The sequence below is a fragment of the Micromonospora sp. DT231 genome (genome assembly GCF_049847025.1).
Lineage (GTDB): Bacteria > Actinomycetota > Actinomycetes > Mycobacteriales > Micromonosporaceae > Micromonospora.
Window position 1 is genome coordinate 600,975 of sequence record NZ_JBNCNO010000001.1, and the last position, 21,159, is coordinate 622,133.

Annotated in this window: 16 protein-coding genes; 10 read left to right on the plus strand and 6 right to left on the minus strand. The window is 71.8% G+C overall.

The genetic code is table 11. From position 1 onward, the window contains the following. Positions 1–23 precede the first annotated feature (23 nt). Complete coding sequence (locus ACPXBU_RS02560; RefSeq protein WP_425756081.1) at positions 24–2,318, minus strand: ATP-binding cassette domain-containing protein; 2,295 nt, start codon at positions 2,316–2,318, stop codon at positions 24–26. Between the two features lie 165 nt (positions 2,319–2,483). Between ACPXBU_RS02560 and ACPXBU_RS02565 the strand changes: the two genes are divergently transcribed. The 3 genes from ACPXBU_RS02565 to ACPXBU_RS02575 all read left to right on the plus strand — a co-directional run bounded on the left by ACPXBU_RS02565 (position 2,484) and on the right by ACPXBU_RS02575 (position 5,389). Continuing rightward, positions 2,484–3,212 carry a MerR family transcriptional regulator gene (locus ACPXBU_RS02565; protein ID WP_425756082.1) on the plus strand — a complete coding sequence of 243 codons (729 nt, stop codon included), beginning with the start codon at positions 2,484–2,486 and terminating at the stop codon, positions 3,210–3,212. A gap of 53 nt (positions 3,213–3,265) precedes the next feature. After that, positions 3,266–4,474 (plus strand): D-alanyl-D-alanine carboxypeptidase family protein, encoded by a 1,209-nt coding sequence (locus ACPXBU_RS02570; protein ID WP_425756083.1) that lies wholly within the window; start codon positions 3,266–3,268, stop codon positions 4,472–4,474. Positions 4,475–4,561: 87 nt separating this feature from the next. Further along, positions 4,562–5,389, plus strand: coding sequence for a peptidylprolyl isomerase (locus tag ACPXBU_RS02575; protein WP_425756085.1), 828 nt, complete (start codon positions 4,562–4,564; stop codon positions 5,387–5,389). Positions 5,390–5,510: 121 nt separating this feature from the next. On the opposite strand, the gene ACPXBU_RS02580 is transcribed toward ACPXBU_RS02575, so the two are convergent. Continuing rightward, on the minus strand, positions 5,511–6,545 hold the full coding sequence (locus ACPXBU_RS02580) for a LacI family DNA-binding transcriptional regulator (protein ID WP_393368872.1): 1,035 nt from the start codon (positions 6,543–6,545) through the stop codon (positions 5,511–5,513). A gap of 183 nt (positions 6,546–6,728) precedes the next feature. Between ACPXBU_RS02580 and ACPXBU_RS02585 the strand changes: the two genes are divergently transcribed. The 3 genes from ACPXBU_RS02585 (at position 6,729) to ACPXBU_RS02595 (ending at position 9,203) form a co-directional block, all read left to right on the plus strand. Next, a complete protein-coding gene (locus ACPXBU_RS02585; RefSeq protein ID WP_425756086.1) occupies positions 6,729–7,697 on the plus strand; it encodes an acetylxylan esterase in 969 nt (322 codons plus the stop codon). Between the two features lie 82 nt (positions 7,698–7,779). Beyond that, positions 7,780–8,646 (plus strand): M15 family metallopeptidase, encoded by an 867-nt coding sequence (locus ACPXBU_RS02590; protein ID WP_425756087.1) that lies wholly within the window; start codon positions 7,780–7,782, stop codon positions 8,644–8,646. A 50-nt stretch (positions 8,647–8,696) separates the two neighbouring features. Beyond that, positions 8,697–9,203, plus strand: a complete 507-nt coding sequence (locus ACPXBU_RS02595; RefSeq protein WP_425756089.1) for a DinB family protein — start codon at positions 8,697–8,699, stop codon at positions 9,201–9,203. Between the two features lie 220 nt (positions 9,204–9,423). Here ACPXBU_RS02595 and ACPXBU_RS02600 read toward each other — a convergent pair whose 3' ends face one another. Next, the gene (locus tag ACPXBU_RS02600; RefSeq protein WP_393368878.1) at positions 9,424–11,172 is read right to left on the minus strand and encodes a cellulose binding domain-containing protein; all 1,749 of its coding nucleotides are present in this window, start codon (positions 11,170–11,172) and stop codon (positions 9,424–9,426) included. 341 nt (positions 11,173–11,513) lie between these two features. Further along, positions 11,514–12,701, minus strand: a complete 1,188-nt coding sequence (locus tag ACPXBU_RS02605; RefSeq protein ID WP_425756090.1) for a spore photoproduct lyase family protein — start codon at positions 12,699–12,701, stop codon at positions 11,514–11,516. A 156-nt stretch (positions 12,702–12,857) separates the two neighbouring features. Here ACPXBU_RS02605 and ACPXBU_RS02610 point away from each other — a divergent pair, with 156 nt between their 5' ends. Beyond that, positions 12,858–14,165, plus strand: a complete 1,308-nt coding sequence (locus ACPXBU_RS02610; protein WP_393368883.1) for an RICIN domain-containing protein — start codon at positions 12,858–12,860, stop codon at positions 14,163–14,165. 62 nt (positions 14,166–14,227) lie between these two features. Further along, positions 14,228–14,776, plus strand: a complete 549-nt coding sequence (locus ACPXBU_RS02615; protein WP_425756092.1) for a hypothetical protein — start codon at positions 14,228–14,230, stop codon at positions 14,774–14,776. On the opposite strand, the gene ACPXBU_RS02620 is transcribed toward ACPXBU_RS02615, so the two are convergent. Further along, positions 14,764–15,723, minus strand: coding sequence for a helix-turn-helix transcriptional regulator (locus ACPXBU_RS02620; RefSeq protein ID WP_425756094.1), 960 nt, complete (start codon positions 15,721–15,723; stop codon positions 14,764–14,766). The genes ACPXBU_RS02615 and ACPXBU_RS02620 overlap by 13 nt on opposite strands. A 133-nt stretch (positions 15,724–15,856) precedes the next feature. Then, complete coding sequence (locus ACPXBU_RS02625) at positions 15,857–17,263, minus strand: glycosyltransferase family 39 protein (protein ID WP_425756096.1); 1,407 nt, start codon at positions 17,261–17,263, stop codon at positions 15,857–15,859. Between the two features lie 342 nt (positions 17,264–17,605). On the opposite strand from ACPXBU_RS02625, the gene ACPXBU_RS02630 reads away from it, so the two are divergent. Together ACPXBU_RS02630 and ACPXBU_RS02635 are read left to right on the plus strand one after the other, a co-directional pair. Next, positions 17,606–19,603, plus strand: a complete 1,998-nt coding sequence (locus ACPXBU_RS02630; RefSeq protein WP_425756098.1) for a GTP-binding protein — start codon at positions 17,606–17,608, stop codon at positions 19,601–19,603. Positions 19,604–19,939: 336 nt separating this feature from the next. After that, positions 19,940–21,139: an RtcB family protein gene (locus tag ACPXBU_RS02635; protein ID WP_393368896.1), complete on the plus strand. Its 1,200-nt coding sequence runs from the start codon at positions 19,940–19,942 to the stop codon at positions 21,137–21,139. Positions 21,140–21,159 lie beyond the last annotated feature (20 nt).

Below are 21,159 nucleotides of genomic sequence, written 5' to 3' on the forward strand. Positions count from 1 at the left end.
CCCGCCGCGCGGCCCCGCTGGGCCTAGCCCCTTCGGGTGACCGCCGGCTCGGTGACGTATTCGCGCAGGTGGGTGGCGGTCAGCGTGTCACCTCGGGCGACCAGGTCGGCGGGTGTGCCGGTGAAGACGATCCGGCCGCCGTCGTGGCCGGCTCCCGGTCCCAGGTCGACGAGCCAGTCCGCGTGGGCCATGACCGCCTGGTGGTGCTCGATGACGATCACCGTGTTGCCGGCGTCGACCATCCGGTCGAGCAGGGCCAGCAGTTGGTCCACGTCGGCCAGGTGCAGGCCGGTGGTGGGTTCGTCCAGGACGTACGTGGTGGTCTTCTCGGCCAGGTGGATGGCGAGCTTGAGTCGTTGCCGTTCCCCGCCGGACAGGGTGGTCAACGGTTGGCCGAGGCTGAGGTAGCCCAGCCCGACGTCGACCAGTCGACCGAGGACGAGGTGCGCCGGACCACCCGGAAAGAAGGCGTACGCCTCGGTGACCGACATGGCCAGCACCTCGCTGATGTTCTTGCCGCGCAGCGTGTACGTGAGCACCTCGTCGGTGAAGCGTCGCCCCTCGCACCGTTCGCAGACGCTTGCGACGCCGGCCATCATCGCCAGGTCCGTGTAGATCAGCCCGATCCCCTTGCAGGCCGGGCAGGCGCCCTCGGAGTTGGCGCTGAACAGGGCCGCCTTGACGCCGTTGGCCTTGGCGAAGGCGGTACGGATCGGGTCGAGCAGCCCGCTGTAGGTGGCCGGGTTGCTGCGCCGGGACCCGCGGATGGGGGACTGGTCCACGATGACCACCCCGGATCTGCCGCGCAGTGACCCGTGGATCAGGGAGCTCTTGCCGGAGCCGGCCACGCCGGTGACCACGGTGAGCACGCCGAGCGGGATGTCCACGTCCACGTCGCGCAGGTTGTGCAGGTCGGCCTGGCGGATGGCGAGCTGCCCGGTCGGTGGGCGTACCGCCTCGCGCAGGGTCACCCGGTGATCCAGGTGCCGGCCGGTGAGGGTGTCGGAGCGGCGCAGCGCGGGCACGTCGCCGGTGAAGCAGATCCGGCCGCCGTCGGTGCCGGCGCCCGGCCCGAGGTCGACAACGTGGTCGGCGATGGCGATGGTTTCCGGCTTGTGCTCGACCACCAGCACCGTGTTGCCCTTGTCGCGCAGTCGCAGCAGCAGGTCGTTCATCCGGGCGATGTCGTGCGGGTGCAGGCCGACCGTGGGTTCGTCGAAGACGTACGTGACGTCGGACAGGCTGGAGCCGAGGTGCCGGACCATCTTGACCCGTTGCGCCTCACCGCCGGAGAGGGTGGCCGACTCCCGGTCCAGGCTGAGGTAGCCCAGTCCGATCTCGACCAGGGAGTCCAGCAGTTCGCGCAGGTTGGCGGTCAGGGGCGCGACCCCCGGGTCGTCGATGTCCCGGACGAACGTCGCCAGGTCGCTGATCTGCATCGCGGAGCAGTCGGCGATGCTGCGTCCGGCGATGCGCGACGACAGGGCCGCCGCGTTGAGTCGGGTGCCGCCGCAGTCGCCGCAGGTGGTGAAGGTGACCGCCCGGTCGACGAAGGCGCGTATGTGCGGTTGCATCGACTCGCGGTCCTTGGCCAGGTAGAGCCGTTTGACCTTGACCGCCAGACCCTCGTACGTCCAGTTGTTGCTGCCCACTTTGATCTTCGTGGACGGCTTGTGGAGGAAGTCCTCCCACTGTTGCGGGGTGAAGTCCTGGAGCTTGACGTCCGGGTCGAACAGGCCGGAACCGACGATCGTCTGCCAGTACCAGGAGTCGACAGCGAAGTTCGGCACGGTGATGGCGCCGTCGTTGAGGGAGCGCTCGACGTCCACCAACTCGTTGATGTCGAGGTCGGAGACCCGTCCCAGCCCTTCGCAGGTGAGGCACATGCCCTCGGGCAGGTTGAAGCTGAACGCACCGGCGCCGCCGATGGACGGCTGGCCGAGCCGGCTGAAGAGGATCCGCAGCATGGCGTACGCGTCGGTGGCGGTGCCGACGGTGGAGCGGGAGTTGACGCCCATCCGCTCCTGGTCGACGACGATGGCCGCGCTGAGGTTGCGCAGCGAGTCGACGTCCGGCCGGTTGAGGTTCGGCATGAACGACTGGAGGAACGCGCTGTAGGTCTCGTTGATCATGCGCTGGGACTCGGCGGCGATGGTGCCGAAGACGAGCGACGACTTGCCCGACCCGGAGACGCCCGTGAAGACCGTCAACCGGCGTTTGGGGATGTCGACCGAGACGCTCGCGAGGTTGTTCTCCCGCGCGCCGCGTACCTCGATCATATCGTGGCTGTCGGCGGCGGACCATGCTGGCTGCGACATGCGAACCCTTCACGGAGTCGTGGCGGGACCTCGCCCCGCCGATGCTGGCGGGTTCCATTGTCTCATTCATCTACATGTAGAGACTTTCGTCGACAGTCAAGCGCAGGGTGCGGCAGCACGTCCGGGAAAGTCTCAAATCACGACGTAAGCGGTACGGTGGCTGGCGTGGACGTCGCCGGTAAGGATCGGCTGCGCGCCGTGGACCTGGCGGCCACCGTCGGGATCTCGGTGCAGCAGGTGCGCAACTACGTCGAGCAGGGTGTGCTGCCGCCGGCTCGGCGTACCCCGAGCGGTTACCGGATCTTCACCACCGAGCACGCCCGCGCGCTGAGCGTGGCGCGGCGGCTGGCCGAGGGACACGGCTGGAGCCGCACCCGGGAGATCATGGCCGCGGTGCACAGGGGTGACCTGCCGGCGGCCCTCGCGGCGCTCGACGGCGGCCACGCCGAGGTGGACCGGGAACGCGCCGAGATCCGCCGGGTGCTCGGCGCCTTCGAGACCGTGCTGGCCAGCCCACCGGCGTCCCGGCCCGCACCCCGCCGCGCCGCCCGCATCGGCGAGGTCGCCACTCTGGTCGGGGTGCGAACCTCCCAGCTACGACTCTGGGAGCAGCGCGAACTGCTGCGCCCGGGCCGCAGCCCGGGCACCAACTACCGGGTGTACGACGAGGCGGAACTCCGCGCCGCGCAGGTCATCGCGCTGCTGCGCCGGGGCGCGTACCCGTTCGAGATCATCGAGGCGGTGTTGGCGGAGCTGCGGACCACCGGCAGCCCTCAGCGGGTCCGTGCCGAACTCGCCCGCCGTGAGCAGGACCTGCACATCCGCAGCCTGCGCCGGCTGCGGGGCACGGCCGCCCTGCACGACTACCTGCGTGGTCGCGGCGAGGCGGGTTGACCGACAGGCGCATCCCGTCCCGCCGGGCGATCTTGTTGACTAGGGTCGGGCACATGAGAGCTGCGCTGCTGGCGGCCACGGCCTCCGCCGTCCTGCTCGCTCCCGCGCCGGTCGCCGCCGCGGGAGCGTCCGCCCAGGCAACCGTGCGCTGCCCACGGGCGCCGGCCCCGGCGATGTCCCGTCCGCCCCGGCCCTCGCCCCCGCCCGCCGTGCCCGAGCAGCGGGTGGTCGGCGGCGCGGCCCTGGACACGACCGGCCTGGTCGTGCCGGCCGACGCCGCCGCGCCACCGGCGATCACCGCCACGTCGTGGCTGGTCGCCGACCTGGACAGCGGCCAGGTGCTCGGCGGTTGCGGACCACACGAGTACGGCACGCCGGCCAGCGTGCAGAAGCTCCTGTTGGCGGCCACGATGCTGCCCCGGTTGGACCCGAAGCAGACGGTCACGGTCACCGAGGACGATATGAACATCGAGCCCGGCTCCTCGGCGGTGGGCCTGGTCGCGGGCGGTCGCTACACCATCGAGACCATCTGGCTCGGGCTGCTGCTCAACTCCGGCAACGAGGCCGCCAACGCGTTGGCCCGCCTCGGCAGCGGGACGGACAGCGCCGCCGGTGTACGCGCCATGAACGAGCAGGCGCACCGGCTCGGCGCGCTGCAAACCCACGCGGTCACCCCGTCGGGGCTGGATGGCAGGGGACAGTTCACAAGCGCGTACGACCTCGCGCTGATCGCCCGGGCCTGTTTCGCCGAGCCGACCTTCCGCCGGTACGCGCTGACCCAGGAGACGGAGATTCCCACCCAGGCGGCGCAGCGCACGAAGGGTTTCCAGATCCAGAACGAGAACCAGCTCATCTACCGGTATCCGGGCGCGCTCGGCGGCAAGACCGGCTTCACCGATCTGGCCCGGCACACCTACGTGGGTGCGGCGGAACGCGGCGGGCGGCGGCTGGTGGTGACCCTGTTGGGTGCCGAATCGGCGCCGCTGCGCGGCTGGGAGCAGGGTGCCGCGCTGCTGGACTGGGGCTTCACGCTGCCCCGGAACGCCTCCGTGGGCCGGCTTGTCGAAGCGGGGGAGTTGACCGCCACCGCGTCGGCGACACCGTCCGCGCTGGCCGCGCCCGGCGCGCCCCGGCCGGCGGCGGCCAGCGGGCCCGCGCGTACCGGCTCGGGGTGGTTGTGGTCGGTGACCGCGGTGAGCGGCGCGGGGGTGCTGGCGTTGTTGGGCGGGCTGCTGTGGCGGCGTCGCCGTCGGCTGCCCTGAGCCGCCGACTGCCCGGACGGATCGACATCGGGCGCTGGCCTCCATAGACTCCGGTCTTTCTGGCACCACGAGTCCAGGAGGATCACAGTGTCGAGTGAACTCGAACCGCGCCGCGGCGGAGCGGCACCCCGCCGGCCGGTGCGCGCCCTGTCCCGCCTCGCGGGGGTGACCGTACTCGCCGGGGCGCTGGTCGTCGGGGCGTCCGCGAGCGCGGTCGCCGCGCCAGCCGCCCCCGAGGGCGCTTCCGCCGCTACTGACGCCGCCACCCGACCGCCGCGCACCACCCACGGCCCGTGCGCGTACACCGAGACACCCGACGAACCCGCGGCCCGGCCGGTGCCGCTGCCGCCGGACCCGCGGCGCACCCCGGCCCGGGGCAGCGTCCGGGTGACCCTGACCACGAACCACGGACCGATCGGGTTGACGCTGGACCGGGCCGCCGCGCCGTGCACCGTACAGAGCTTCCTGCACCTGGTCGGCAAGCGTTTCTACGACCGCACCCCGTGCCACCGACTCACCGCGTACCCGACGCTCAGCGTGTTGCAGTGCGGTGACCCGTCCGGCACCGGCGAGGGCGGCCCGGGATACCGGTACCGCGACGAACTGCCGACCGACCTGCCACCGGCGCCCACCGACCCGACCGGGGAGCGCCGCGTGTACGCCCGGGGTGTGCTGGCCATGGCCAACGCGGGGCCGGACACCAACGGCAGCCAGTTCTTCCTGGTCTACGCCAACTCGGCGCTGCGCCCCAACTACACGATCTTCGGCGAGGTCGACGCGGCCGGGCTGGCCACCCTGGACCGGATCGCCGCCGGGGGAGTAGCGCCGACCGCCGAGGATCCGGCGCCGGTCGACGGCGCGCCCGCGCTGCCGGTGACCATTCGCAAGGCCGTCCGGGCGCACCACCACCACTGAGCACGCGGCGCGGTGGGCGGCCCTCGGCCGCTCACCGCCCCGGGCCGGAGTCGGCCCGGCGACCGAAATTCTCGGGAGCGGATCGGAACTGGTCCAACCGGTTACCGACCCAGGTCGGGCCTCACGACGGCCCGGGCGACCCGGACGGTGGGGCGGTGCTGTCGCGGACGACGAGTTCCGTGGCGAGTTCCACCCGGGGCGAGTCGATGCCCTCGCCCTGGGCCAGGCGCAGCACGGTCCGGGCGGCCAACCGTCCCATCTCGACCAACGGCTGGCGCACCGTGGTCAGCGGTGGCGATGCCCAGCGGGCCTCCGGCAGGTCGTCGAAGCCGACGACGCTCACGTCGTCGGGCACCCGCAGCCCGCGGCGCCGGATGGCCTCGTAGACGCCGAAGGCCATCTGGTCGCTCGCGGCGAAGATGCCGGTCGGCGGGTCGGCGAGGTCGAGCAGCGCGGTCGCGCCGGCGAACCCGGAGGCGTGGTAGAAGTCGCCCGGATAGACGAGCGCGTCGTCCACCGGCACCCCGGCGCCCTCCAACCCGGCCCGGTAACCGTCGAGGCGCGCCCGGCTGCACAGCAGGTGCGTCGGCCCCGCCACCAGGCCGATGCGTCGGTGCCCGATCGCGAGCAGGTGTTCGGTCGCGGCGAGCCCACCGGCCCAGTTGGTGGCGCCGATCGTCGGGACGTCCATGGCCGGCACGCCGGACGGGTCGACGACCACCACCGGCACGTTGAGGCGGCGGAGTTGCGCGTGCAGCGGCGGGCTCAGGTGCGAGGTCACGAAGATGACGCCGTCGGTGGCCCGGGTGCGCAGGTTCTGCAGCCACTGCCGGGCCGCGGTGGGCTGACGGTGGATCGCGGAGACCACAGTGCCGACACCCGCGCCGTGCCCGACATCCTCCACACCCCGGATGATCTCCACGGCCCAGGGGCTGTCCAGGTCGTTGAAGACCAGGTCGACGAGGCCGGCGCGGCGAACGCTGCGACTGGTGCGTCGCCGGTAGCCGTGGTGGCGCAGCAATTCCTCGACTCGCTCCCGGGTGTCCGGGGCGACATCGGAGCGACCGTTGAGCACCCGGGACACGGTCGGCACCGACACCCCGGCTTCCCGTGCGATCGCGGTGATGGTCACCCTGCGTCCGTCGTCCGCGCCCACCCGCGTCTCCTTCACCGAGCCGGAAGAACGACCACGAGACGTCGTCAACCGAGGATCCCGGAACGGTGTGCCCGTTCCACGCGCCATCTTGCCTCACGGACGGGGGTTGACGACATGCCAGGTCGGTTCTAGCGTTCGCCAAAGTTACGGAATCTTTCCGGAACTTCGTCGACCGAGGACGGCATGTACACCGATCTACCTGAGGAACAGCTGCGCGACTACCGCGGCGTCGTCCAGGACCCCGCGGACTTCGACGATTTCTGGGCCGACACCCTGGCGGAGGCCCGGCAGGCGGGCTGGCCGCTGCGGGCCGAGCCGGTCGCGACCGAGTTGGACAGCATCGACGTGTTCGACGTGACCTTCGCGGGGTTCGCCGGCCAGTCCGTGCGGGCCTGGCTGCGGGTGCCCCGCGGCGCCGACACGGCGCTGCCGACGGTGGTCCAGTTCGCCGGCTACGGCGGCGGGCGCGGGCACCCGTTGGAGAACCTGCTCTGGGCCGCGGCCGGGTTCGCGCACCTGCAGATGGACACCCGGGGGCAGGGCTCGGGATGGAGCCGAGGCGACACCCCGGACCTCGGCGCGGCCGGGCCGGAGGCGCCCGGCGTCACCACCCGGGGCATCGCCGACCCGAAGACCTACTACTACCGGCGGCTGATCACCGACGCGGTCCGGGCGGTGGACGCCGTCCGGACCCTGCCGCTCGTCGATCCGACCCGGGTGGCGGTGCTCGGGCACAGCCAGGGCGGCGGGTTGGCGCTCGCGGCCGGCGCGCTGGCACCCGGGGTGCGGGCGGTGGTCGCGTTCGTGCCGTTCCTCTGCGACATCCCGCGCGCGGTGGTGACCACCGCCGCCCGCCCCTACCGGGAGATCCGCGACTACCTGGCGATCCACCGCGACGCCGAGGAGCGGGTGCTGAGCACCCTCGCGTACGTCGACGGGGTCAACTTCGCCCGGCGCTGCCGCCGCCCGGCGCGGTACTCGGTGGCGTTGATGGACGAGGTCGTGCCGCCGTCGACGGTCTACGCGGCGGCCAACGCGCACGCCGGGCCGACCGAGTTGGCGGTGTGGCGCTACAACGGCCACGAGGCCGGCGGAATCGACGACGACGAGTCGGCGCTGGTCTTCCTGCGCGCCCACCTGACCGAGAGCTGACCGGATCGGCGCTGCCGGGCGGGGCCGGCCCGGAACCGGCGCATCCGGCCCCGGCAGCCGTCCCGGCTGATAGACAGGAGAAGTGGGTCACCGGATCGCCGTCGCGCTCGCGTTCGCCGCGCTGCTCGGCGGCTGCTCGCGGCCGGAGCCGCGCCCCGCGCCGGCCGCCCCGCGGTCGACGCCGGTGAGTCCCACCCCCCGGGCGTCCACCCCCGCGACGTCCGGCCCCGCGACGTCCAGCTCCGCCGCCGGCCGGCTGCCCGGATTCGTGGTGCTGACCGACCTCGACCCGCGCATCCACGCCGACATCCGCTACGCCACCGCGCACAACTTCGTGGGCCGCCCGATCACCGGCTACCCCGAGCCGCTGTGCCTGCTCACCCGGCAGGCCGCCGAGTCGCTGCGTCGGGTGCAGGACGCCGCGCTGGCCGGTGGGCACAGCCTCAAGGTGTACGACTGCTACCGCCCCCAGCCCGCGGTGGACGACTTCGTCGCCTGGTCGAAGCGCCCCGGCGAGCAGCAGACAAAGGCCGAGTTCTACCCGGACCTGGCCAAGGACCAGCTCTTCGCCGAGGGCTACATCGGGGCGCCCACCGCGCACAGCCGCGGCAGCACGATGGACCTGACGCTCGTGGACGAACCCGCCGCCAGCCAGCCCGCGTACCGGAGCGGGCAGCCGCTTGTCGCCTGCACCGCGCCCCGGGGGCGGCGCTTCGCCGACAACAGCATCGACATGGGTACGGGGTTCGACTGTTTCGACTCCCGGGCGCACACCGCCGACCCCCGCATCAGCGCGACGGCGCGGGACAACCGACGGTTGTTGCAGCGGCTGATGACCGACGCCGGCTTCGTCAACTACGACCGTGAGTGGTGGCACTACAGCCTGCGCGACGAGCCGTACCCGGACACGTTCTTCGCCGCGCCGGTCGCCCGCTCGTCGGTCGGCTGACGCGCCGCCCGACCGCACCGCCAGCGGCGCCATCCGGCAAGATCACTCCAATGACCACCGAACGGATCGGCCCTCCGCTCACCGGGGACGAGCGGGAGACCCTGCGCGCCTTCCTCGACTTCCACCGCGCCACGCTGGCCCTCAAGTGCGCGGGTCTCTCCGACGAGGAGTTGCGCCGACAGTCGATGCCACCCTCCACGCTGTCCCTGCTGGGCCTGGTGCGGCACATGGCCGAGGTGGAACGCGCCTGGTTCCGGCGGGTCATCGACGGTGCGGACATCCCGTTGGTCTGGTCCGAGGCGGGCGACTTCCAGCAGGCGTACGACGCCAGCTCGTCCACCCGGGCCGAAGCCTTCGAGGCCTGGCAGCGCGAGGTCGAGCACGCCCGCCGGATCGAGCGGGCCGCGGCGTCGCTCGACGTGACAGGTCGCAACGTCCGCTCCGGCGAGACCGTGTCGCTGCGGCTGGTGATGCTGCACCTGATCCACGAGTACGCCCGGCACAACGGCCATGCCGACCTCCTCCGCGAGGGCATCGACGGCACCGTGGGCGTCTAGGGCGTGTGTCGAAGTCCTCGGTCGAGCCGAGGCGGCGTCCAGGCGGCGGTCCGGCAAGGCGGAGATTGGTCCGGATACCGGTGTTGTATCCGGACCAATCTCCAACGCGGCCGGTCGTCGTCTGGACCCGCCGCAGGCCGGCCAGGGGCTTTGACACACGCCCTAGTGTGGGTGCGGCTGCGCGAGCCGCACCCACACTTCCGCCTGGGTGGTGCGGACCTCAGAGGGTGAACACGAGTGTGGAGATGCTGCGGGCGCCGACGTTGATGGTGGCCTGACCGCCGTTGACGCTCGTCGGTTGGCTTGCCGCGTTGGCGTTCTGCGAGGTGAGGTAGTGCTCGGCCCGGGTGACGTTCTGCGGCGCCTGGACCACCGTGTTGTTGACCGCGCTGTTCGAGCGGTTGAGGATCACCAGGGTGACCTTGCCGTCGCCCTGGTAGGCGGTCACCTCCAGCGGGGAGGCCTTCGAGCTCTTCGTCAGCGCGACCCGCTGGTAGCCGGGGCGGACGTACTTGGCGTACTGCGAGAACGCGTACCCGCGCTTGAGCGGAGCGCCCGCGACGGTGCCGAACGCCGACTCGCCGTCACCGATGAAGGAGTAGTAGCGCTTGCCGTACCACCAGATGTAGGCGTTCCAGTTGGCCTCCATCGACTTGTGCACGGTGCGCATGATGTCGTCGAGGGTCTCGTTCCACACCGCCGCGTTGGCGGGGTTGCCCCAGATGTTGGAGCCGCCACCGTCGGCGGCGTGCAGGTTCCACTCGGTCATCCACACCGGCTTGTTGTACTGCTGGGCCAGGGTGTACGGCCGCAGCCGGCCCGACTCCTCGGTGCCGTAGAGATGCCCGCCGATGTAGCCGATGTTGTTGCGGGCGGTCGCGTCGTTGAGGGTGGGATCGGTGAAGTTGTAGTTGAGGTTCACCGCCTCGGCGACCATCAGCTTGGTGTTCTGCACCTTGGTGCCCTGGTCGCGGACGAAGGTGCGCAGCTCGGTGCCGCTCCAGTCCATCGAGTCGTAGTTCGGGTGCCAGTCGGGCTCGTTCTGCACCGAGGTGACGTCGATGGTCACGCCCTGGCCGCGCATGTACTGGACGTAGCTGTTGAGATGGTTCGCGTAGTCGTCGTAGTAGTCGGTCTTCAGCTTGCCGCCGTTGACCCGGCTGTTGTTCGTCTTCCACGCGGCCGGCGCGGTCCAGGGTGAGGCGAGGATCTTCACGTTCGACCCGTACGCCTTCGCCGTCTTCAGCGAGTCCGCATGTATTGGCCACTCGCTGGATTCCGGCGACAGACCGGTCCGCACGATGGACAGACCCAACTGGTTGGCGCCCAACCCGACGAGCGTCTGCGTGTCCGTCGTGGACCACGCGCTACCCCAGATCGACTGCGCGGCACCGAACCCGTCGACGGTCTGGTACTTGGTCGCGCTGTTCACCGTGATGTCCGCCGGCCCGTTCGGCGGCGGGGTGGTCGGTGGTGGCGTCGTCGGCGGCGGCGTGGTCGGCGGTGGGGTCGTCGGCGGTGGGCTGGTCGGCGGTGGCGTGGTGGGCTCCGGGTCGCCGGTGCAGGTCACCCCGTTGAGCGTGAAGCTGCTCGGAGCGGGGTTGCTGCTGGTCCACGAGCCGTTGAAGCCGAACGAGACGGTGCCGTTCGTGGCGATCGCCCCGTTGTAGCTGACGTTCTTGGCGGTGACCGCCGCGCCGCTCTGGGTCAGTGTCGTGTTCCACGCCTGCGTGACGGTCTGTCCGGCGCTGTAGGACCAGGCCAACGTCCAGTTGCTGACCGGATCACCGAGATTGGTGATGGCGACGGTGGCGCCGAATCCGCCCTGCCACTGCGACGACACGCTGTAATCCACCGCACAACCGGCGGCTGCCGCCCCGGCCGGCATCGCCACGGCGATCGCTGTCGATGCCACGAGCACCGCGCCGGCCGAGACCGCGGCGGCCCTGATGACTCTGGGTCTCCTCATAGATCATTCTCCTGAAAGATCGGGCCGCTGCCAGTGCGGAGGCGGGGGCCACGAATGGCCGCCCAGGTCCTGGTGCGGAACGCAACCGACACGGTTGCCACGACATCGACAGATCGCTGTCGGGTCACGCCGCCACCGTGACCAGGACAGCGGTGCGGCGCATTGTGAGCGTTAACAGGTGTCGCCCGTCGCAGCCGACACTGAATGTGCCGCAATGCCCCGCTGGCGGCCGAGCTCCCGACGGCACGCCACTTACGCCCACATCGACTCTGGTAGATGAGCCGGTTGTCGTCAAGCAACGACGGCGAGGTTCGCGAAAGTTTTCCGAAACAAGCCGGACGTCAGGTCCAGTAGAGGATCCGGCAGGCCGGCACCCGCGCGGCGAGTTCGGCGGTGAACCAGCCGCGCAACTCGGCCATGGTGTCGCGCGGGTAGACGTACTTCACCGCGCCGAACTTGCCGTGTTTGCGGCTGCGTGACTCCTCGTCCATCTCCAGCCGGGTGCGGGGGTACCAGCCGAGCAGCACCTCCTTGCTGCCCGGGGTGAACCGGTGGGTGATCAGCTCGGCGGTCAGGTCCAGCTCCGGCACCCCGTCGACCGCCGCGCGGACCTGGTCGAGCAACTCGCCGTAGCGGTCCCGCCAGTCGGGCAGCGCGATGATCGGGGCGATGGTCAGTCCGACCGGATAGCCGTCGAGCGCGAGCCGGCGCAGCGCGGCCAGCCGCTCCGGCACCCGGGCCGTGCCGCCCTCGTACCGTTCGCTGACCGGGGCGCAGTTGACGCTGAGCCGGACCCGGGTACGGCCGGCGTGCGGCAGCCCGACGAACGTGTCCACGTCGGCGTACTTGGTGGTCCAGCGCAGTTGCACGGGCGCGTCCCAGGCGGCGAAGTGTTGCACCGCCCGCCGCCAACTGCCGGTCAGGTGCTCCAACGCGAGGGGGTCGGTGTAGCAGGACGCCTCGAACGTGGTGCCCTCGTCGGCGCGTCGCGCGTTGCGGCTGGTCACCGTCCCGCGCCCGGCGTACGCGGCCAGACCGGCCAGGATGTCGTCGAGGTCCGCGTACACCCGGGTCACCGGCGGGCCGGACAGCGAGCCGGCGAGGTAGCAGTACTGGCAGTGCGCCGGGCAGCCCTCGGCCAGGTCGACCCGCCAGTCGGCGCTGGGCGCGATGGGTTGCAGGGCGCGTCGCGAGGGTGGGCTGACCACGATCGCCATGGTGGCCTTGGCCCGCGCGTACGTCTCCCGGTCGGTTTCTCCGCGTACCCCGGTGAGCCGGTTGGATCGCAGGTGTTCCACCTCGATGCCCTGGGCCTGCACCCGCTCGACGATCCGCTGGCCGTGCGGGTGTTCCAGGGCGGCCGGGGTGGCCACCACCCGGCGCGGGGTCCAGCGGCGGGCCGGCCGGGCCGCGGGCGCCAGCCCGGCGAGGTCACGGGTCGGCACCCACTCGCCGCTGGCGTCGTGTGGCGCGGCCGGCACGTCGACGGCGAGGGGAACGTCGACGTCGACGGCGTCTGGGCTGGTCATCGCGCCGGGGTACCCGTTGTCACGGGAATCCCACCCGATCGGCCGACCGTGATTGACGCCGCCGGTGCCACGGCATAACCTTTCGTCTATCTGTAAACCTTGTGAACAGATGTAGGTCGACGCGGCGGCGCGCGTCCCCACCGAAGGGACGATCAGGTGATCGCAGAACTCTCCTCCCGTACCAGACGAATCCTGTCGGTGTTCGTCGCCCTCGTCGTCGCGGTGAGCGCCGGCCTCACGGTCACCGCCTCGCGGTCCGCGCAGGCCGCGCCGACGTTCAAGGTCCTGGCCTTCTACAACGGCACCTGGGACGCCGCGCACATCGACTTCGTCAAAGACGCCCGGGCCTGGTTCCCGCAGGCCGCCGCCCAGCACGGCTTCTCCTGGGAGGCCACGAACAACTGGGGTCTGCTGAACACGGCCAACCTGGCCCAGTACAAGGTCGTCATGTTCCTGGACGACGCGCCGCCCACCGCGCAGCGGGCCGCGTTCCAGCAGTACATGCAGAACGGCGGGGCGTGGCTGGGCTTCCACGTCAGCGCGTGGACCGACAACCCGTCGAGCTGGAGCTGGTACTACAACACCTTCCTCGGCACCGGCTCGTTCCAGACGAACACCTGGGGACCCACCCGGGTCACGATGCGCGCCGACAACCGCACCCACGCGGCCACCCGCAACCTCCCGGCGACCTTCCCGTCGTCGATCAGCGAGTGGTACTCCTGGAGCAACGACCTGCGGCAGAACCCGAACATCGACATCCTCGCCTCGGTCGACCCGTCCAGCTTCCCGGTCGGCACCGACCCCAACCAGTCCTGGTACGGCGGGTACTACCCGCTGGTGTGGAGCAACCGGCAGTACAAGATGCTCTACGCCAACTTCGGCCACAACGCCATGAACTACAGCACCAACACCGGGCTGTCGTCGACGTTCGACAGCGCGCAGCAGAACCAACTGCTTATCGACGGGCTGCACTGGCTCGCCGGGGTCGGCACCGTCCCCCCGACCACGCCTCCGCCGACCGACGGCATCTCACCGACCGCCTGGCACACGGTGGTCAACCGAGGCAACGGCAAGTGCGTGGACGCCCGCGCCGCCGCCAGCGCGAACGGCACCGCCATCCAGCAGTACGCCTGCAACGGCAGCGCGGCGCAGCAGTACCAGTTCGCGCCGACCAGCGGCGGCTACCTGCGGGTCAACAACCGCACCAACAGCGCCCAGGTGCTCGACGTGACCGACCGGTCGACAGCCGACTCGGCGCGGATCCAGCTCTGGTCCTACAGCGGTGGCAACAACCAGCAGTGGCGTGCCGAATCGGAGGGCGGAGGCTACTACCGCCTGGTCAACCGGCTCAGCGGCAAGTGCCTCGACGTGCCCGGAGCGTCCACCGCGGACAGCGTCCAACTCGTCCAGTACACCTGCAACGGCACCGCGGCGCAGTCCTTCCGGCTGGTGCCGCAGTCCTAGGGGGAGCGCGCTCCCTCGCCGGAGGGAGGTGCCGCGCACGCTCGCTTCCTAGCGTGAGCGGCATGACGACAAGTGATCGACTGGCCGGGGCGTGGCGCAGTGCCCACGCCCCGGTGGCGGGAGTGCCCCGCTGGGCACGGGTCGCCGCCTACCTCATCCCGTTCACCGTGCTGCCGTCGGGCCTCTGGCGGCTTCCGGTCGCGTTCCGCGACGGCATCGGCTTCGACGGGCGGGTGTACGTCGTCTGCCTCTCGATCGTGGCGGAGCTGATCGCGTTCACCGCCGTCGGGCTCGTCGCCGGCTGGGGAGAGCGGTTCCCGCGCTGGATCCCCTGGCTGGGTGGCCGCCGGGTGCCGACCCCGGCCGCCCTCATACCGGCGACGCTCGGCGCGACGGTCCTGACCGTCCTGTGGACCGCCGCCTTCGCCCGGATCTTCGCCGGGGTCACCATGCGAGGTACGCCGCTCCCGCCGGACTTTCCCACCCAGGGCGGCGCGTGGGAGGCCCGGATCTTCTACGCCTGTTATCTCCCGCTGCTGCTGTGGGGGCCACTGCTCGCCGCGGTCGCCTACGCCTATCACCGGCGACGCCGGGGCCGCTACGACACCTGAGCGGCCCGACCGAACCGGGCGGCGACGGCACGCACGACGGCACGCAGCTCCGGCGGGTCGAGGACGTCGAAGTCGACCTCGATGGTGCTGAGAAAGGCGGCCAGGTTGCTCAGCGACTCCCCACCGGTGTGCAGCAGGCAGGTCCGCTCGTCGATCGCCTCCAGCAGGCCCGCCGTGGTGGGGATCCGCTGGGCCACCTGGTCGGCCGACGCGTGCAGGCGTACCCGTGCCGGGTGTGGCCAGGCGGTGGAGCCGACGCCGCGCAGCACGTGCGCGACCGCGTCACCACCTGGCGGCTCCCGAGGGGTGAAGCGCGGGCCGGTCGGCACCCGGGGCCGGATCCGGTCGGCGCGGAAGGTCCGCCAGTCGGCCCGGTCGGTGTCCCAGCCCAGCAGGTACCAGCGCCGGCCGGTGTAGACCAGCCGGTACGGTTCGACGTCGCGCACGGTGGCCGTGCCGTCGTGCCCGGCGTAGTCGAAGCGCAGGCGCTCCGTGCGGTGCACCGCCGTCGAGATGGCGGTGAGCGTGCCGGCGTCCACGGTCGGGCCGCCGCCCGCGGCGGAGACCGTCGCGGCCCGCAGGGCGTCCACCCGGTGCCGCAACCGCGACGGCAACGACTGCTCCAGCTTGGCCAACGCCCGCAGCGACGTCTCCTCGATCCCGGTCACCGAACCGCCGGCCGCGGCCCGCAGCCCGACGGCCACCGCCACGGCCTCGTCGTCGTCGAGCAGCAGCGGCGGCAGGGCCGAGCCGGCGCCGAGCCGGTAGCCTCCGGCGACCCCGGGGTGGGACTCGATCTGGTAGCCCAGCACCCGCAGGCGCTCCACGTCGGTGCGGACGGTGCGGGTGGTGACGGCCAGCCGTTCGGCCAGCTCCGCGCCGGACCACTCCCGGCGAACCTGTAGGAGGGTCAGGAGCCGCAGCAGCCGCACCGAGGTCTCCACCATGCCCGCGAGTCTGCCCTACGGCTTCGGGAGCGTGGCTCGGCGGCGGTCCGTCGCCGCGCCGCGCCGCGGGTCTGGGTCGGTCGTGCCCGGATGGCCGCCCGAACTCAGTCCTGGCTCGACCGAGGGCTTGGCACTACACCCTCATGCCCTGTAGGAGGGTGATGCTCAGCAGCGGGTACCGCCAGCGCTGCGCCTCCCGGTAGCCGGCGCTGATCCGTTCCCGCTTGCCGGCCGCCATGCCCCACAGCGGGTCGGCCGCGGGATCGGCCCCGACGACCCAGATGCGCGGTGGCGTGCCGAGGCAGGCGGCGTCCGGGCATTCGGTTGCCAGGAACCTGCCGTCGCTGCGTTGCGGGGCGACGCGCAGCACGTCCGGGGGGCGTGGGGTCGGCAGGTAGCGCTCGTAGATGTCGCGTGGTGACCACGGGATGCTCGGGTGGCTGTCGGGAAACACCACGACGTCGCCGGGTCGGTAGCGGGGACCGATGACCGCCGCGATGCGGTACGAGTCCTGGCTGTGACCGGCGTGGGCGCGAATGGTGACGTGTGCGGGGAGGGCCAGCACGACCGCCAGGGCGAGCGCGACGATGGCCGACGATCGTCCGACGCGGGCCAGGGCGGACGCCGCGAGCACGGCCAACGGCGGCAGCACGACAAGCACGTAGCGGGCCACCCAGACGTGCAGTTGGGTGCCGGCGAGCAACAGCAGCGCCATCGGGACGAACGCCGCGCCGGCCAGACAGACGTACGCCGGGGCGCGGCGTACGCCGAGAACCGCGAGGACGAGGACGAGCCCGCCGACGGCCGCGGAGTGGAAGAGCCGTTCCGGGAACGCCTGGAGGGCACCCAGGTCGACACGCGCGATCCAGGACACCTGGGCGGTCTGCCCCCGACCCCAGACGGACAGCGCGAGCGCCGGCAGCACGCCCACGCCGGCCGCCGTCACCCACCGCCGTACGGTCCGCCAGCCCTCGGCTCGGTGGGAGAGCTGCCACCAGCCGACCGCGACGGCGTGACCCGCGAGCATCAGCAGGCCGTTGAGCGGGTGCAGCAGCCCGACGACGCCCACGGCGGCGGCGTACCCGGCGAGGCGACGGCGCGCGGGCTCCTCCACCAGCCGGATCAGGCACCACACGCCGACAGCGGCACCGAGGATCACCAGGGCGTAGGACCGGGCCTCCTGCGCGTACCGGGAGGTCACCGGCAGGATCGCGAAGAGCAGCCCCGCCACCAGGCCCGTTCCGGCGCCGCCGAGTCGACGCCCGAGCGCGGTCACCACCACCGTGGCGACGGTGATGGCGGCGACCGAGGGCAGCCGCAACGCGGCCGTGGACGTGCCGGCCACGGCGACGTACACCTTCATCAGGGCGTAGTAGGGGGTCAGGACCGCGTCCACCGAACCGGCGAGCTGCCACAGCTGCGACCAGCTCAACCGGACCACGCCCCAGGTGGCCAACTCGTCGGCCCAGAGGGCCGGACCGGTCAGCCGCCACCGGCCCAGCACAAGCGCGACGAGCGCGGGGAGCACCCAACTCGCCACCGTCGCGCCGGACCGGGTGTCGCCCGGTTCCCGATGCGCGTCCGCCCGAGGCAGGTCCGGTGGGGTGGTGACGGCGTGGTGCGACGGCCAGGTGGCGGTGATTGTGGTTCTCCCGGAACAGGGGCGGACGGTGCCGCGCGAACCTAGCCGCGTCAGGTGAGCACGCGGCGTCGCGGAGCCGGACGGAACGTGAACGCGAGTGCCCGTTAAATCGGTTGTCCGAGCCGCGATGGCCTGCTGAACTACCCGAAACCGCCACCAACAGTCAGGGAGCACCAATGCGCGCTGCGTCGATGTCCGACCAGAAGGTATCTGTCGCCTACCTGAAGGACCTGACGCCGCGTGAAGACCCTGAACCTCGGCATCCTGGCGCACGTCGATGCCGGTAAGACCAGCCTGACCGAACGGCTGTTGCACGACGTCGGCGTGACCGACCGGCTCGGCAGTGTCGACGCGGGCAGCACCCGGACGGACTCCCTGGCCCTGGAACGGCAACGCGGGATCACCATCCGCTCGGCCGTCGTCTCCTTCGTGCTGGACGACGTGACCGTCAACCTGATCGACACGCCCGGCCACCCGGACTTCATCGCCGAGGTGGAGCGGGTGCTCGGTGTGCTCGACGGCGCGGTGCTGGTGATCTCCGCGGTGGAGGGGATACAACCGCAGACCCGGCTGCTGATGCGGACCCTGCGTCGGCTGCGCATCCCGACGCTGATCTTCGTCAACAAGGTCGACCGGGCCGGGGCGGACCCCGAGCGGGTCGTGCGGGCCGTCGCGGAGAAGCTCTCCCCGGCCGTGGTGGCGATGGGCTCGGTGGCGATCCCGGGGACCCGTGCCGCCCGCTGCTCGCCGTACGGCCCCGCCGACGAGGCGTTCACCGACCGGCTGCTCGACGTGCTCGCGGGGCAGGACGACGGGCTGCTCGCCGACTGGGTGGCGAACCCGTCGGCGGTGCCGTACCCGCGACTGCGCGGTGCGCTGGCGACGCGGACCCGCCAGGCGCTCGTGCAGCCCGTGTACGCCGGCTCGGCGATCACCGGCGCGGGCGTGGACGCGCTGCTCGCCGGGATCACCGAACTGCTGCCGACAGCTCAGGGTGACGTCGACGCCCCGCTCTCCGGCACCGTGTTCGCCATCGAGCGGGGTCCGGCGGGGGAGAGGATCGCCCTGGTCCGGCTCTTCGCCGGCACGATCCGGGTCCGCGATCGGGTCCGCGTCGGTACGGCCGACGCCGCGCTGGTCACGGCGATACGTGTCGCCACCCTGGGGGCTGACGTGGTGGCGTCGTCGGTCGGCGCCGGCCACATCGCCCGGCTCTGGGGTGTGACGGAGGCGCGGATCGGCGACCCGGTCGGCGTACCCCCGGAACGTGCCGGCGCGGACCGCCACTTCCCGCCGCCCACGCTGGAGACGGTGGTGGTGCCGGAGCGCCCCGTCGACCGGGTCACGCTCCACGCGGCGTTGAGCCAGCTCGCCGAACAGGATCCCCTGATCAACCTGCGGCAGGACGACCGGCACCACGAGATCAGCGTGTCGCTCTACGGCGAGGTGCAGAAGGAGGTCATCCAGGCCACCCTGGCTGACGACTTCGGCGTGCGGGTGACGTTCCGGGAGACCAGCGTCGTGCACGTGGAGCGGGTGTGCGGCGTCGGCGGGGCGGTCGAGGTGATCGCGGTGGCGCCCAACCCCTTCCTGGCCACCGTCGGGCTGCGGATCGCGCCGGCGCCGCCCGGCGCCGGTGTGAGTTTCCACCTCGGCGTCGAGTTGGGGTCGATGCCACCGGCCTTCTTCGCCGCCGTCGAGGAGTCCGTGCGCCGGACCCTGCGCCAGGGTCTGTCCGGGTGGGAGATCCCCGACTGCGAGGTGACGATGACCCACGCCGGCTACTGGGCGCGGCAGAGCCACTCCCACGGCAGCTTCGACAAGAGCATGTCCAGCACCGCCGGGGATTTCCGCAACCTCACCCCGTTGGTGCTGATGGCCGCGCTCACCCGTGCCGGCACGCGGGTCCACGAACCGGTGCACCGCTTCCGGCTGGAGGTGCCCGGTGACGTCCTCGGCACGCTGCTGCCCGCGCTCACCCGACTGGACGCGGTGCCGACGGACACCGTCGGGCGGGGCACCTCGTATGTGGTGCGGGGCGAGATCCCGGCGGGCCTGGTGCACGCGCTGGAGCGTCGGCTGCCCGCGCTGACCCGGGGTGAGGGCGTCCTGGAGACCGAGTTCGTCAGATACCGCCCGGTGTCGGGTGTCGCCCCCACCCGGGCCCGCTGGGACAACAATCCGTTGGATCGCAAGGAGTATCTGCTGGCGGTCGCCCGCCGGGTCGGCGGCCGGTAACGGCGATATCCATTGCGGACGCCCCGGGGACCTCCTAGTCTCGTCGAAGCAAGGTCAACCGAGCACACCCCGAAGGGAGTACGCCGTGCCACAGCGCGTCCGCACCGTTGCCGCCCGGCGTCTGCTCCCTGCCGGCGCGGCCCTGCTCGGCACCACCACAACCTGTGTCCGTCGGTCGTTGCGGCGCAATCAGCCGGGGTGGCGCGACTGACGTGACGCTGACGCGTCCGCCGGCCGCCCATCCCACCGGGATCGGGCGGCCGTTTCGTATCCGCGCACCGCCGCCGCGCTCGCACCTGATCATTAACGGTCATCGCACGACAGGAGGAGACCACGATGGGATTCACCCCTCTCGCCGGTACCCGGGCACCGGTCCGGGTCTGGACCGACCCGTACGCCATCGAGCCGCAGGCCGCCAAGCAACTGCGCAACATCGGCGCGCTGCCCTGGGTGCAGGGCGTCGCCGTGATGCCCGACGTGCACTTCGGCAAGGGCGCCACGGTCGGCTCGGTGATCGCGATGCGGCAGGCCGTCTCACCGGCGGCGGTCGGCGTCGACATCGGCTGCGGGATGTCGGCGGTACGCACCTCGCTGACCGCCGCGGACCTGCCGGACGACCTGGCCGGGCTGCGGTCCGCGATCGAGGCCACCATCCCGGTCGGCTTCGCCCAGCGGCAGGACTCCGTCGACACGCGTCGGATCCGTGGCCTGGAGCAGGCCGGCTGGGACGACTTCTGGGGCCGGTTCGCCGGTCTGGACCGGCGGGTGGCGCAGTTGGAGACGCGGGCGCGGCGGCAGCTCGGCACCCTCGGCGGGGGCAACCACTTCATCGAGGTCTGCCTGGAGCAGGGTGGCGCCGACGAGGGGCGGGTGTGGCTGATGCTGCACTCCGGGTCCCGCAACATCGGCAAGGAGTTGGCCGAGCGGCACATCGGGGTGGCCCGGGGGCTGCCGCACAACGCCGACCTGCCCGACCGGGACCTGGCGGTGTTCCTCGCCGGGACGCCGGAGATGGACGCCTACCGGCGGGACCTGTGGTGGGCGCAGGAGTACGCGCGGCGCAACCGTGCCGTCATGCTGGCCCTGCTCTGCGGTGTGGTGCGGGAGCACTTCCCGCAGATCTCCTACGACGAGTCGATCTCGTGCCACCACAACTACGTGTCCGAGGAGAGCTACGACGGGGTGGACGTGCTTGTCACCCGCAAGGGCGCGATCCGGGCCGGGCGGGGCGACCTGGGCATCATCCCCGGCTCGATGGGCACCGGGTCGTACATCGTGCGGGGTCGGGGTAACCCGGACGCGTACTGCTCGGCGTCGCACGGGGCGGGGCGGCGGATGTCGCGGGCGCAGGCCAAGCGGACGTTCAGCACGGAGGACCTGGCCGCGCAGACCGCCGGGGTGGAGTGCCGCAAGGACGCCGGGGTGGTCGACGAGATCCCCGGCGCGTACAAGGACATCACCGAGGTGATGGCCCAGCAGGAGGACCTGGTCGAGGTGGTGGCGCACCTCAAGCAGGTGGTCTGCGTGAAGGGCTGACGTGCCGTGCGGGCCGGGGT